Source organism: Nioella aestuarii, assembly GCF_050896395.1.
Lineage (GTDB): Bacteria > Pseudomonadota > Alphaproteobacteria > Rhodobacterales > Rhodobacteraceae > Nioella > Nioella aestuarii.
Genome location: NZ_JBPBBA010000026.1, coordinates 1 through 13,855 on the forward strand (window position 1 = coordinate 1; position 13,855 = coordinate 13,855).

A 13,855-nucleotide genomic window follows, 5' to 3' on the forward strand; every position below is an offset into this window, starting at 1 on the left:
CCCTGCGCCGCGCGCGGCCCCGGGCCCCAGGCCACATGATCGCGCACCATCGCAGGTGCACCGTCATCCTCGGGCCGGCAGGCACGCACCAGATCGAGGATCATCTCGACCACCGCATCGCCTACGGGCATCCGCCGCACCACCTGTTGCGCCGCCATCAATGTGTCGGCGTCGAACACCTGATGGGCAACCGCTTCTTCGGTGCCGGTTGTGGCCAGCAAGATCCCCTTCTCGGTCTCCCGATCCGGGTAGTTCACGTCAATTTTCACCAAAAACCGGTCCAGCTGTGCCTCTGGCAACGGATAGGTGCCTTCCTGTTCAATCGGGTTCTGCGTGGCCAGCACATGGAAGGGGCGCGGCAGCGGATGGTGAACGCCCGCGACCGTCACCTCCATTTCCTGCATGGCCTGCAACAGCGCTGATTGCGTCCGCGGACTGGCGCGGTTGATCTCGTCCGCCATCAACAGCTGACAAAAGATCGGCCCTTCGATGAAACGGAACGACCGTGCCCCGTCGCCGCCGGTTTCCAGCACCTCGGACCCCAGAATATCCGCTGGCATCAAGTCCGGCGTGAACTGGATGCGCGACCCGCTCAGCCCCATGACGGTTGAAAGCGTGTCGACCAGCAACGTCTTGCCCATCCCCGGCAACCCCATCAGCAACGCGTGCCCCCCCGACAGCATCGCGGCAAGCGAAAGGTTCACGACCTCTTCTTGTCCTATGATGCGCGTGGCGATGGCGGCCTTGGCCTCTGCGAGCTTTGCCCCGAGATTTTCGATCTCTTCAATGAGCTTTTCGGGGTCAGACATGGCAATGCTCCGATGAATGGTTATGTTCTCCTAGTAAAGACAACTATTGCGGCAAGCTCAAACGGCAAAAGCCAAACCCGGACAAATGATCGTGAAAGCCACCCCCGACAGCCTGATTGCGGCAGCCAAAGCCGCCCAGAAAGACGGCAAATACCCACCCGTGCACCTGTGGAACCCCGATTTCTGCGGCGATCTGGATATGGAGATCCGCCGGGACGGCACCTGGTTTTATCTAGGCACCCCGATTGGCCGCTTTCCGCTGGTCAAACTCTTTGCCTCGATTCTGAAGCTGGAGGATGGCAAGTATTTCCTCGTGACGCCCGTCGAAAAGGTGGGAATCCGGGTTGTGGACGCGCCGTTCGTTGCCGTGGATATGGATGCCGCCGGAACCGGGCGTGATCAGGTCATGACCTTCACCACCAATGTCGAGGATGTGGTCATCGCCGGGCCCGAAAACCCTATCCGCGTGGTGCGGGACGAGAGCGGAGAGCCTTCGCCCTACATCCATGTGCGCGCCGGGCTGGAGGCGCTTATCGACCGCAAGACATTCTACCGGATGATCGACCTGGGCGAAGCCCACAAGGTTGATGGCATCGAAATGTTCGGCGTCTGGTCCTCGGGTCAGTTTTTCCCGATCATCCCGGTGGCCGAGCTGGAGGGTTGAGCGGTTAGCCGCCTTGCCCCCGCAGGCAGCCGGTTGATGCGCTGAAGGGGAAGGACCAGTAGAACCGGCTATACGCCCTCTGAGGATTGCTGAACTGCGCGCAAAGCTGGAATTCGTTGCTGGCAATCCGGCGGTAGGTGAATGGCTCTCCGGTTACAGGGTCCAAAAGCGCATTGGTGGGCAAACGGGTATGTCCCGGGCAATACTCCAACAATGCCTCGATTGTCAGCACAGCAGGCAGGCCGGGTGCAGGCGTGTGTGAAGACCTTGTGTTGCAGTTAAGGACCGAGCTGATGCGTGTCAGGCCGTAGTAGCGGAGCGTGTCATGCTGATCCCGCTGCGCTTGTTCCAGCCCCCCGACGGACCAGAACCCGCCCACCATCGCCAGCACCACCACCCCGGCCACACTGGCCCCGAACCAGCGCACCGAAACCCGGCCCTGCCCCCATTCCGCGTCGCGCAGGTAGTACGTGAAAATTGAGGCCGCCACGACGCCCACGCTGAGTGACTTCAGCAAGAACTCCTGCGTCGCATCTCCGTTCAATAGCCGGTAGATCACATAGGCTGCATCCCCCAGAAACGTCAGCGCCGAAATCAGCAACGCCAGATAGGTCAACCATTTTCGCAAGGCCGATCGGCCCAGAGCAGAACCACCTTCCGCGTGCCGTTCCGACAAACGCATGAGCCACAGAAACAGCGGCATCGCCAGCACGAGCACCGAAAGCGCCCATCGGATCTGCCCCTCTACGGCCAACACGCGATAGTAGGTTTGTCCGTATTGCGGCACCCTAAGATCAATCATTGCAAACAGCAGCGAAATCAGATGCCCCGCCGTCAGGCCAAGCGCCAGGAACATCAGCGCATATAAGAATGCATCGCGTGACGCGAGATATCGGCGCGGGCGTGGCACTGGCGGCAGAAAGGGGCCGTCCGCAAAGGCCGCCAATGCGTTGTCAATGTCCCGCCGGCTCCATCCTGCCCTCGCTAGGGCCGAGGCAATCTCCTCGCGACTGCGCCCGGCGCTCAACGCCTCGCGGGTGAACTCAATCAGCTCCCTTATCGCGGCCATATCCAGTCCTCCATCTTTGGACAGTCTAGCCGACCTCGCTGTGTCCTATCTTGATCTGGCGCAATCCGGTTCGCTGCCAAACCGATGGGAGGCTCGCCATGTCTTCCCGCCGGGTCAGCGTGCGCCACCAGCCCCGTCTTTCCGCTTCTCGTTTGCCGTTCCCAGAATCCCTGCTACCTTCGCATCATGCGCGCCGTGATAGTCTTCATCTTCCTCGCAACCCCCGCCCACGCCTGGCAGTCGGGCTACGAAGGGCATCTATGCACGCTGACCCATTCCGAACCAGCAGTCGAAGTCCGGCTCACCTTTGACCCTGCAGGGCCGCTCTATACCATTACTGTGACCGCACCGGAGCCATGGCCCGAAGCCCCCTATTTCGGAATCCGTTTCGCCGGGGCAGAGCCCAACACGATCACCACTTCGCGGCACCAATTGGACACGACGGGCCGTAGCCTGACAGTCACCGACCGTGGCTTTTCCAACGTTCTGGACGGTCTGGAATTCAATGAAACCGCGAGTGCTTTTGCAGGTCTGAGCGCCGTGGATATCGACCTGGACGGTGCCGCACCCGAAGTGCAGGCTTTCCGCGCCTGCACCACCGCGCCATCCGCCTGAGCCGCTAGACCCCGCGATTGTGGCCCGGAAATCCCTCCAATCGCAGCGCAATAGATGATGGGGACTGAGACCGCGACTTCAGTTGCCCTGAACCCCATGCGGGTCCTTGACCCCGACCCTATCCAGAGGCGCCACACTCCGCGCAACTCGCGGGTCGGTGCTCAGGTCAGTTCCGCTGCCGTAGCCACAATCGCCACCAGCAACCGGGTCGCCTGTTCCAGCCGGTCGAAATCCATCAGCTCCGGCACATCGCCACTGGTGTGATAGGGCGGACCTTCGGCACCACCGTCATATAGCCCGATACACGGGAAGCCCTCGGCCTCGAACGGCATGTAATCGCTGTCCCAGATATCGGTCTGGGCGGTCGCAAGGCTCGTATGCTGCCCTGCCAAGGCCACGGCCATCTGCCCATAAGCCCCCGCCGCCGCATTGTTGGCGGGCGTTGCGTTGCCTTGATCATATTCGATGAACAAAGGTGCTGCGGGGTTGGGCGGGCGATATCCCAGCATGTCCAGGTTGACCATCAGCTCCAGCGGCCAGCGCTGTTGCGTGGCCACGGAGGCGCACCGGGCAGACCCGATCAACCCCTGTTCCTCACCGGTGAAGCCCACGCAGACAATCTGTCGGCTAAAGGTCAGCCCCGACAGGATACGCAGCGCCTCCAGCATAGCGGCAATGCCCGAGCCGTTGTCATTGGCACCGGGCGCGGACACAGCCGGATTTTCCGAGGTTGTATCCAGATGTGCGCCCACAAGGATCACCTCGCGCCCGTCCAGCGGATCGCCCCAGATCACGTTGTTGCGGACCATCCCGGCAGGCAGCGTCACCGGCTGACGTGTAATCGCCCCGCCAGGGCCAGCCGCGCCAAAGGCGCCCGCCATCCAATCCTCCACCGCGCCATAGCCCGGTCCCTCGCTCCACCTTGTGCCAAATCCTGCAAGGCTCCCCACATCCGCACGCAGCCGCGCCGGGTCGACCTGCGCCACCAGATCCGCCACCGCAGGGTTCATATCCGGAACCCGGAACTGCACCTCCGGGCGTGGCACCTTGCCAGGAGCGGCCTGTGCAAAGGCCCAGTTCGGCAGGCTGGCAGCTGCCAAGGCCCCGGCAATCAGCGTTCTACGATCGGTCATTTGTATTCCGGCTCCCGCCCCTGCATCCGCGCCATGACGGTTTCCACCTGATTGGGTGCGCCCATGATCCCGGCCTGCAACTCTGCTTCCAGCCGCAGTCCTTCCGCTGACCGGTTTTCCCACAGCGCATCGACCAAAGCCTTGCTGGCGCGCACCGCATCAGGGGATCGCGCGGACAACTCCTGCGCGAAGGCCATCGCCGCCCCATGGGGTTCATCGCTGACCCGAGTTACCAGCCCTTCGGCCAGCGCTTCCTCTCCGCTCATCACCCGTGCCGTCATGATCAACGCCTTGGCCCGGTCGGCGGGCATCAGCTTCGGCAGGCTGAGCGATATGCCCATATCCGGGATCAGCCCCCATTTGGCTTCCATGATCGACAACTTCGCCCCGGGCGCGGCAATGCGGAAATCCGCGGCCAGCGCCAGCTGGATACCCGCCCCAAAGCAAACCCCGTCAATCGCGGCAATCACCGGCACAGGCAGATTGGCCAGAGCCATCGCGGGAGCCTGAAAGCGGTTGGCAACGCCATCGGGCGGCGCCAGCATCTCGGCCTTGATCGCATCAAGTTTGCCCGCAAAGCCCATCAGAACCGAGGTATCAATCCCGGCGCTGAAATCGCCGCCCTCACCCGACAGAACCACCGCACGCAATCCCGGCTGACCGGCCAGCTTCGTGCAGGCGGCCACCAGATCCGCCAACAGCTCCAGCGTCACGGCGTTCTTCTTCTCGGGTCGGTTGAGGCGCAGTTCCGCCACCGGGCCTTCCGCGTTCAAAATCTCGATCAGGGCCATTGGCACCTCCATATCATGCCCTGCATGGGACGCCGCCCTGGCCCGACCGTCAAGCCTGACCGCGCGTCGGATCACCCCCGCGCGTGCAGAATCCGCCCGATGAGGTTCAGCAACAACTGAGCGGCAAGGATCGAGGTCGTGTCCGTGTGATCATAGGCCGGTGCCACTTCGACCAAATCGACACCCACGATCCGCTGCCTCTTTGCCAGCGCCGCCAGCAGCTCCAGCACCTCGTAATATAGGAACCCCCCGTGGCTCGGCGTGCCGGTGCCGGGCGCAATGGAGGGGTCGAACCCGTCAATGTCGATGGTCAGGTAGATATCCACCTCCGCCGGAATGCGCGCCAGAACCGCCTCGGTCCCCAGCGCGCGCATCTGCCGGACGGACAGGATGTCAGAGCCCATCCGCGCAGCGTCCTCATAGCCTTCCTTCGCAGTGGAGGACACATTGCGAATACCCAATTGCGTCAGGCCGGTGACATGGTCCTGCTCTGCCGCGCGCCGCATCGGGTTGCCGTGGCCATGCCGCACACCGTGGCGTTCATCGACAAAATCCAAATGGGCGTCGATCTGCACGATATGGATCGGCCCATGCCCGTCAAAGGCCCGCACGCAGGGGATGTTGATCGAATGATCGCCCCCCAGCACCACGGGCAGAGCGCCCCTGGCGAGGATCGCCCGAACGCCTGCCTCGATATTGGCGTGGCTCTTTTCGGTGTCGGTATGAACGATATCGGCATCGCCCAGATCGACGATCCGCGTGCCCGCGCCCAGGTAAGTCACCCCATCCTCATGGTCATAGGCCCCGGCATGACCGAAGGAAAACAAAGTCGAGGCCTCGCGGATCGACCGAGGCCCGAACCGCGCGCCGGGGCGCCACTGGGTGCCGAAATCGAAGGGGGCGCCAAGGATAGCGACATCGGCCTCCAGCCTCTCCCAATCGGGCTGGTACTCGTATTTCCCGAAGGTCGCGATGCCGGTGAAGGGCAGGTTCAGCCGCCCGCTCTCATATCCATGTGCCATGTGCCGTCCCTTTCAAACCTGCAACCAGCTAACCGCCCGGCGCGCAGGCTGGCAAGGGGCGGCCAAAATCCTTGCAAGGATTTTCCAACGCTCTTGCAAGAGCGTTCCCCGCTTGACGGCGATCCCCCGCCCGTGTCCCCTGTTGGCGCAAGTGGAAAGGGGCAGCATGACACCGGATCTCAGTAAAGGCGCGGCCTGGATGAGGGGCGAAATCGTCCCCATTGCCGAGGCCACCATCGGCGTCACCGACTGGGGCGTCACCCATTCCGACATCACCTATGACGTGGTGCCCGTCGTAAACGGCGCCTTCTTCCGCCTCGACGCCTATCTGGACCGGTTCATTGCCTCGATGCGGTCTCTGCGCATGGACGCCGGCCTCACCCGCGACGACATTTGCGCGGCCCTTCACGAGATGGTCCCCGCTTCCGGCCTGCGCGACGCCTATTGTGCGATGGTCGCCGCTCGCGGTGTGCCGCTCATCCCCGGCAGCCGTGATCCCCGCGACTGCGGCAATCATTTCTACGCCTGGTGCGTGCCGTATATCCATGTCATCAAGCCGGAGACGCTGGAAGAAGGCGCAAGTCTCTGGGTCTCCGAACACATCCGGCGCATCCCGGCCGACAGCGTCGATCCCCGCGCCAAGAACTACCATTGGGGCGACTTCACCCAAGGGCTCTTCGAGGCCAAGGATCGGGGGTATGAAACCGTTGTCCTGCTCGACCATCAGGGCAACCTGACCGAAGGACCCGGCTTCAACATCTTTCTCGTCGAAGGGAACACCGTCTACACTCCCGACACCGGCGTGCTGGAAGGCATCAGCCGCAGCACCGCTTTGGAAATCTGCGTCGAAATGGGCTTTGAAACCCGCGTGGAGCCCGTCCCCGCCAGCCGTCTGGAGACCGCTGACGAGGTCTTCCTCACCTCTTCCGGCGGTGGCGTCCTGCCAATCACCAGGGTGGGTAACCGCATCTATGGCAACGGCAAACCAGGCCCGGTTGCGACCCGGTCGCGTAAGACCTACTGGGCCTGGACCGCACGCAGTGAGTTTCGGACCGAAATCGCCTATCCCACGTGATCCCCACGCGCCCCGATCACATCTTCTGTTTCAACTCAAATCCAGTTTGACAGACTCGCAAAAAAGGCGCTGGCATCGCCCTCGCGCTGCCTGCCCGGCGCGGGGCCCGATCCCCTTCCATTTGCAACCGGACAAGGGCAGGCCGGACCTCAGACAGGATGATCCGCCATGATGATGGTGCGCTGCTATCTCGCCCCTTCCGCGATCGAAGGCCTTGGCGTCTTCGCCGGCTCAGATATCCGCAAAGGGGCCGTTGTCAGACTGTTCGACGACCGCTTCGACACCGCCTACGACAAAGAGGAACTGACCCGCGTTCCTCGCCATTTCCGCGAATTCCTCGAACGCTACACATACGATCACCCCCGCGACCCGGACTATATCGTGCTCGATTGCGACGAGGGCCGTTTCATGAACCACGCAGCGCTGCCCAATGTCGATGTCTCCAACCCCTCCCGGTGTGTCGCCACGCGAGACATAAAGGCGGGTGAGGAACTGACCTGCGATTACGCCGCCTTCGGCCATGGCACGGTTGAGCTTCACCCCTCACGCCACCGCATCGGTCAGATCATCGGCACCGCCTGACCCCTGCATTCTGGTAACAAAACCTCCGTGGTCCGGGGTTGACCCCGAAGTGGCTCTTTGAGACCCCCCGCGCAAAGGGCGGGTTGAAAAGGGCCGACCCCGGTTCGACGCAAAAGGCGGCGAAACCGCCCCGGTGACTGTACGGGGGGGTGCACACGATGTACGCATGACACCGCCGGAATTTAGCCGGAGCGACGCTCAGTGCGCCTCGGCCCAGTTCGCCCCCTGGCCTGCGTCCACTGTCAACGGAACCGACAGCTTGACCGCCGGCTCAGCCGCCCCCTCCATGACCTCTCGCGCCTTCGAAATCAGGGCATCCGTGGCATCCTCTGCCACTTCGAAAATCAATTCGTCATGCACCTGCAACAGCATCTTCGCAGGCAAGCCCTCTATCGCATCCTCCATACGGATCATTGCCCGCCGGATCACATCCGCAGCCGTGCCCTGAATGGGCGCATTGATCGCCGCGCGATGCGCAAAGCCCGCACGCGGCCCCTTTGCGTTGATCTCGGGTGTGTGGATCTTTCGACCAAACAGGGTCTGTACGTAGCCCTTTGATTTCGCGAACTCTTTCGTTGCGTCCATATAGTCCCGGATGCCGGGGAACCGCTCGAAATAGGTATTGATGAACTCCTGCGCCTCGCCCCGTGGGATGCGCAGGTTGCGCGCGAGGCCAAAGCCCGAAATCCCGTAGATCACCCCAAAATTGATCGCCTTCGCGCGGCGCCGGATCTCTGGCGTCATGTCTTCCATCGGCACGTTGAACATTTCAGACGCGGTCATCGCGTGGATGTCGTCACCGCGTTTGAACGCTTCCTTCAGCGCGTCGATACCCGCAATATGGGCAAGGATGCGCAGCTCGATCTGGGAATAGTCGAGCGAGACCAGAACGTTGCCCGGTTCCGCCACGAAGGCCTCGCGGATGCGCCTGCCCTCTTCGCTGCGCACCGGGATATTCTGCAAATTCGGATCGGTCGAGGCCAACCGCCCCGTGGATGCCCCCGACTGGATATAGCTGGTATGCACCCGGCCCGTGTCGACGTTGATGTGGTCCTGCAACGCATCCGTGTAGGTCGACTTCAGCTTCGACAGCTGGCGCCAATCCAGCACCCGGGCGGGCAGGTCATGCCCGACAGAGGCCAGATCTTCCAGCACATCGGCACCGGTCGCATAGGCCCCGGTCTTGCCCTTCTTTCCGCCCTCTAACCCCATCTCATCAAACAGAATTTCACCCAGTTGCTTGGGGCTGCCGACATTGAAGGAACGCCCGGCAAGCTCGTGGATTTCCGCCTCCAGCCCCGCCATTTTCTGGGCGAAGGCGTTGGACATGCGGGAAAGCGTATCGCGGTCGACCTTGACGCCGTGCCGCTCCATCCGCGCCAGCACCGGCACCAGCGGGCGTTCCAGCGTCTCATAGACCGATGTCACCTTCTCGCGATGCAGCTGCGGCTTGAAGCTCTGCCACAAACGCAGGGTGATATCGGCATCTTCTGCGGCGTATTTCACGGCGTCTTCAATAGCGACCTGATCGAAGGTGATCGCGGATTTTCCGCTTCCCAACAGGGACTTGATCGGAATGGGCTTATGGCCAAGATAGCGTTCTGACAGCGCATCCATGCCGTGCCCGTGCAGCCCCGCATGCATCGCGTAGGACATCAGCATCGTGTCATCAATCGGCGCGACCTCGATCCCGTAGTTGGCGAAGATCTTGGCGTCGTATTTCATGTTCTGCCCGATCTTGAGGACGCTAGGGTCCTCCAGCATCGGTTTCAGCAGAGCCAGAGCGTCTTCCAGCCCCATCTGACCCTCGGCCAGCGCGGACCCGCCGAAAAGGTCGCCCTCGCCTTCCTTGTGCTGCAAAGGCACATAGGCCGCCTGCCCCGGTTCCACCGACAGGCAGACTCCGACCAGATCGGCGGTCATCTCGTCCAGACTGGTGGTTTCCGTGTCCACCGCCACATAGCCGCGCGCGTGGGCTTTGGCGATCCAGGCGGCCAGCGCGGTGGCATCGCGCACGCATTCGTAGGCGTCGGCGTCGAACGGCACCGCCTCGGGCGCCCCGGTGTCCTCGCTGTCGGCCACGGCGGCGGGTTCGGGAATTTCGGGTGCCTCCATACCCAGTTGCGTGGCAATCCGCTTGGTCAGTGTGCGGAACTCCATCTGAGCGAGAAACTCCAGCAACACCTCTGGTTCCGGATCGCGTAGCTCCAGGTCGTCGAGCGTCACCGTCATCGGCACCTGATCGTCGAGCGTCACCAACTGCCTGGACAGGCGGATCTGGTCGGCGAAATCGATCAGTGTCTGCCGTCGTTTGGGTTGTTTGATCTCTTCCGCGCGCGCCAGCAGAGTATCCAAATCCCCATATTCGTTGATCAGCAAAGCGGCGGTCTTGATCCCGATTCCCGGCGCGCCCGGCACGTTGTCGACGCTGTCGCCGGCGAGCGCCTGCACATCGACCACACGGTCAGGCCCGACGCCGAACTTGGCCTCCACGCCTTCGCTGTCAATTCGGCCGTTTTTCATTGCGTCGAGCATCTCGACGCCGCCGCCAACCAATTGCATCAGATCCTTGTCGGAACTGATGATGGTACAGCGGCCTCCCGCTTCTCTAGCCTGACGGGCAAGGGTTGCGATGATGTCGTCAGCCTCATAATTCTCCTGCTCAATACAGGCGATGTTGAAGGCGCGCGTGGCCTCTCGGGTCAGGGGGAATTGCGGCACCAGATCTTCTGGCGCGGGTGGGCGGTTGGCTTTGTAAAGATCATAGAGATCGTTTCGGAAGGTCTTGCCGGAATGGTCGAAGATCACGGCCACATGGGTGGGCGCATCGGGGCCCTTGTTGTCCTCGATCTGCTTGAACAGCATGTTGCAAAAGCCAGACACCGCCCCGATCGGCAACCCGTCGGATTTGCGCGTCAGCGGCGGCAGCGCGTGATAGGCGCGGAAGATGAAGGCCGAGCCGTCGACCAGATGCAGATGATGCCCTTTTCCGAATGCCATGTGCCGTCCCTGTACGCGTTGATCAGGGTCCATGTGTAACGCGGGGTTCAGGCTTTGGCGAGGGTCAGGCGACCTGTGCGGCGTGGATAAAGATGGCCACGAAGAAGACAGTCGAGGCGGCCACCACGAAGCCATGCCAGATGGTGTTGTGAAAGCGCATACGCGACAGCAGCAAAAACGCCGTTCCCGCCGAATAGAGCAGTCCGCCCACCACCATCAGCACCACAACCGGGGTGGACATCATCGCCAGCAAATCCCGCCCGCCGATCACAACGGCCCATCCCATGCCAAGGCAGATCAGTGTACCGATGACCGTGGACCATTTGCGCACCAGAAAATTGCCGATGGTCGCGACAACAGCAACACCCCAGATCACCGCCAGCATGGCCTGTCCCGCGCCGGACAGCAGCGCAAAGGGCGTGTAGGTTCCAGCGATCTTCAGGTAGATGGCAGCGTGGTCAAAGCGGCGCAGCAGGTCGCGCCAGTCGGGTTTTGGAAGGTGATTGTAAAGCAATGAGGCGGTCAGCATCGCAATCAGCGTCGCGCCATAGATCGACACGCCCACGATCCCCGGCGCGCCCGTCTGCCACATGGCGGTCAGGGTGATCAGCACCGGCACCGCGCCAATCGCAAGGATCAGCGCCGCAAGGTGGACGATGGCATCGCTCAGCAATTCCGCCCGGGTATAGAGCCGGGACGCATGTGGCATCGGAACGGGATCGGAATGTATCGCCATATGCCAAAGATAACACCGCACCGTTCACCGACAAAGCGGGGCGGGCGGATGACCTAAGGGCAAGTGCGTGGATCGGCGGGGATCAGCCGTCCTGTTTGTCAGCGACCGAGGCGTGGGCGAATTTCTTGTCGCAATAGCCGCACTCGACCTCACCGGTGTCACGATCCAGCGACAGCCACACGCGCGGATGCCCAAGCGCGCCTTCGCCGCCGTCGCAGGCCACACGCCAGCTGGTCACAACTTCGGTTTCGGGGGCTTCGATGGTCATGGCTCGCGATCCTTCGCAACAAACGGGGGCTTGCAACGTCTCGACATATGGCAAATCGGCCCGCCCCCGGCAAGGCCGATCCGTTTGCCCTGCGTCAGTCCGCCCTTTTCAGCATTCGGCCAAGGGGGCGGCCGCTGAGGATATGCATGTGATAATGCGGCACCTCCTGCACGCCGGTTTCGCCGGCGTTGGAGATCAGGCGATAGCCCTCGCCGCCTTCGCCCGGCTGGATGCCCAGTCCTGCGCAGATTGCGCCGACAACGCGCGTGAAATCGGCGATCTCGGCGTCGGATGCTTCGGCTGCGAAATGGTCGTGGTTCACGTAGGGCCCCTTGGGGATGACCAGCACGTGATGCGGGGCCTGCGGGGCGATGTCGTTGAAGGCGAGCGTGTGCTCGGTCTCCATCACGGTACTGTTGGGGATCTCGCCGCGCAGGATTTTGGCAAAGATGTTCTGGTCGTCATAGGCGTAGGCCATGCGGGTGTTCCTCAGTCATCAAACAGGTAAGGGGTTTGGGCGATTTCGCGGGCGGCGTCCATATCGAGGTTGAAGAACTCTGCCAGAACGGCGGCGTTCTCCTCGGGGCTGCGATCCTGATGAATGCGGAAATGGTTGCCAAAGCCCGCCTCGCGGATGCGCACGCCTTCATAGTCGAATTCATGGCGCAAGGTGGGCAGCAGATGTTCCACCACTTCGGGCGGTGTTTCCTCACGCGCCAAGCCGACGCGATGCGCGTGGCCGATCAGGTAATCGTCATCGAAAGTGCACTGAATTTCGAGAATCCGGTTGTTCGACTTGTCCGACATGAAATCGCGCATCAGGTCGACATTGTTGGGATCAAGGCAGATCATCAGCCGATCCACTTCGTAGTAGTCAAAGAGCAGCTTCATCACCGCGCGGCGGTGGCGGTTGCGCTTGTCCAGCGTGCGTTCCAGCCCGCCCAGATGAGGGATCTCACACCCCGCCTCGTCGAACATATATTCCAGCCCGCGCGTGCGGGTGACGCGTTTCGCAGTGGCCAGCAGACGTTTGGCGACGTGCCACTTCTTGCAGACCAGCATCAGCAATTCGCGGTCCTGCCCGAGCGTGCTTTCGTTTTCCCAAAAGCGCGGTGCAAAGCGGCGGCCGATGCGGCCTCTGCCGGACAGGAACTCGAACAGTTTTTTACCCTCGTCCGAGATCGCGAAATCGCGCCGGTCCGAGGCCCACAGCTCCCCCAGACGTTCCTTCAACTCAGTCGATTCGGGGCTGATCTTGCGCGCAAACAGAAAATCCTGACTGAGCAGCAGGTCGAAATGGTCGTTATAGAAAGTGACCGGCATCCCGTAATCGGTGAACATCAGAAAGGTCAGCGTGCGCGTCTCGATTTCCCGAACGGCCACCAAATGATTCACGAGCGTTTGAAAAAAGGTCTCGTCCGGAATCCAGGTTGTGCGGAAGAAGCGAACCACATCGGGGCGGTCCTTGCAGAATTGCAGGATCTTCTCGATCGTGGATCGGCGCAGGCACCACCACTGGCTGCCGATCATGATCTGCACGTCATCGGGGATCGCACGTTCCAGATGCAGTTTCTTCTGCATGTCCATCAGCCAGTAGAATAGCCGCTTGTGCTTACGTTCATTGACCAGATGGCGGTAGACGAGCCGTTCTCCCCGCATCCCGGTCTTGATCCAGCCGGAGGTGAAGAAATCGAAGCTTTCGATATAGTCCTTGTCGTGCCTGTCCAGAAAATCATGGGCGTAGGCTGCCGATTTGATGGAGTTGCAGTCGCCCGACAACATGTAGAAGTGAGTGGCGTCCGGGAACGCCTCTACCGCTGCCTGCACCGCATTTAGCGTGGCTTGAACCAGCGACCATTCCCCCCACCCGCATTTGATCCGCCGTTTGGCGAAAGTAACGGACGGATTCTGGTCCAGCGCCTCGCGGATGCGGAGATAGCTGTCGGCACCGGCACGAGCGTCAAAATGGATGGAAATACAGTCACCAGCCGCCGTCAAACGACGCGCCTGCAGGATGATCGCCTCAGGGTCTTTATGACACAGCAATATGAAGGCAATTTTTGCCATGTGCGAAACAGACGCCTCAAACTT

General features: G+C 61.8%; 14 protein-coding genes. 4 read left to right on the forward strand and 10 right to left on the reverse strand.

Features of this window, described 5'->3' with window-relative positions:
- Window positions 1-809 (reverse strand): AAA family ATPase (locus tag ACROHD_RS14200; RefSeq protein WP_432678794.1); only part of this gene is annotated, 809 nt, incomplete at its 3' end.
- Between the two features lie 85 nt (window positions 810-894).
- Here ACROHD_RS14200 and ACROHD_RS14205 point away from each other — a divergent pair.
- The gene (locus tag ACROHD_RS14205) at window positions 895-1,473 is read left to right on the forward strand and encodes a DUF1285 domain-containing protein (RefSeq protein ID WP_432678796.1); all 579 of its coding nucleotides are present in this window, start codon (window positions 895-897) and stop codon (window positions 1,471-1,473) included.
- A gap of 4 nt (window positions 1,474-1,477) precedes the next feature.
- Here ACROHD_RS14205 and ACROHD_RS14210 read toward each other — a convergent pair whose 3' ends face one another.
- A complete protein-coding gene (locus ACROHD_RS14210) occupies window positions 1,478-2,542 on the reverse strand; it encodes a DUF5671 domain-containing protein (RefSeq protein WP_432678797.1) in 1,065 nt (354 codons plus the stop codon).
- A 186-nt stretch (window positions 2,543-2,728) separates the two neighbouring features.
- Here ACROHD_RS14210 and ACROHD_RS14215 point away from each other — a divergent pair, with 186 nt between their 5' ends.
- Window positions 2,729-3,157: a hypothetical protein gene (locus ACROHD_RS14215; protein ID WP_432678798.1), complete on the forward strand. Its 429-nt coding sequence runs from the start codon at window positions 2,729-2,731 to the stop codon at window positions 3,155-3,157.
- 161 nt (window positions 3,158-3,318) lie between these two features.
- Here ACROHD_RS14215 and ACROHD_RS14220 read toward each other — a convergent pair whose 3' ends face one another.
- The 3 genes from ACROHD_RS14220 to speB form a co-directional block, all read right to left on the reverse strand.
- Window positions 3,319-4,290, reverse strand: a complete 972-nt coding sequence (locus ACROHD_RS14220) for a M28 family metallopeptidase (protein WP_432678799.1) — start codon at window positions 4,288-4,290, stop codon at window positions 3,319-3,321.
- Window positions 4,287-5,081, reverse strand: coding sequence for a crotonase/enoyl-CoA hydratase family protein (locus ACROHD_RS14225; protein ID WP_432678800.1), 795 nt, complete (start codon window positions 5,079-5,081; stop codon window positions 4,287-4,289). Before ACROHD_RS14225 ends, ACROHD_RS14220 begins: the two co-directional genes overlap by 4 nt.
- 71 nt (window positions 5,082-5,152) lie before the next feature.
- Window positions 5,153-6,103 (reverse strand): agmatinase, encoded by a 951-nt coding sequence (speB, locus tag ACROHD_RS14230; RefSeq protein ID WP_432678801.1) that lies wholly within the window; start codon window positions 6,101-6,103, stop codon window positions 5,153-5,155.
- A gap of 166 nt (window positions 6,104-6,269) precedes the next feature.
- Between speB and ACROHD_RS14235 the strand changes: the two genes are divergently transcribed.
- Window positions 6,270-7,178 carry an aminotransferase class IV gene (locus tag ACROHD_RS14235; RefSeq protein ID WP_432678803.1) on the forward strand — a complete coding sequence of 303 codons (909 nt, stop codon included), beginning with the start codon at window positions 6,270-6,272 and terminating at the stop codon, window positions 7,176-7,178.
- Between the two features lie 168 nt (window positions 7,179-7,346).
- On the forward strand, window positions 7,347-7,760 hold the full coding sequence (locus ACROHD_RS14240) for an SET domain-containing protein (protein ID WP_432678804.1): 414 nt from the start codon (window positions 7,347-7,349) through the stop codon (window positions 7,758-7,760).
- A 198-nt stretch (window positions 7,761-7,958) separates the two neighbouring features.
- Here ACROHD_RS14240 and polA read toward each other — a convergent pair whose 3' ends face one another.
- The 5 genes from polA to ACROHD_RS14265 form a co-directional block, all read right to left on the reverse strand.
- Entirely contained in the window at window positions 7,959-10,760 is a 2,802-nt protein-coding gene (gene polA, locus ACROHD_RS14245) for a DNA polymerase I (protein WP_432678805.1), read from the reverse strand.
- 64 nt (window positions 10,761-10,824) lie between these two features.
- Window positions 10,825-11,469, reverse strand: coding sequence for a PAQR family membrane homeostasis protein TrhA (gene trhA / locus ACROHD_RS14250; protein WP_432678807.1), 645 nt, complete (start codon window positions 11,467-11,469; stop codon window positions 10,825-10,827).
- Window positions 11,470-11,578: 109 nt separating this feature from the next.
- On the reverse strand, window positions 11,579-11,764 hold the full coding sequence (locus tag ACROHD_RS14255) for a zinc-finger domain-containing protein (RefSeq protein WP_432678809.1): 186 nt from the start codon (window positions 11,762-11,764) through the stop codon (window positions 11,579-11,581).
- 94 nt (window positions 11,765-11,858) lie between these two features.
- Entirely contained in the window at window positions 11,859-12,242 is a 384-nt protein-coding gene (locus ACROHD_RS14260) for an HIT domain-containing protein (RefSeq protein WP_432678811.1), read from the reverse strand.
- 11 nt (window positions 12,243-12,253) lie between these two features.
- Entirely contained in the window at window positions 12,254-13,831 is a 1,578-nt protein-coding gene (locus tag ACROHD_RS14265) for a DUF5928 domain-containing protein (RefSeq protein WP_432678812.1), read from the reverse strand.
- Between the last annotated feature and the right edge of the window lie 24 nt (window positions 13,832-13,855).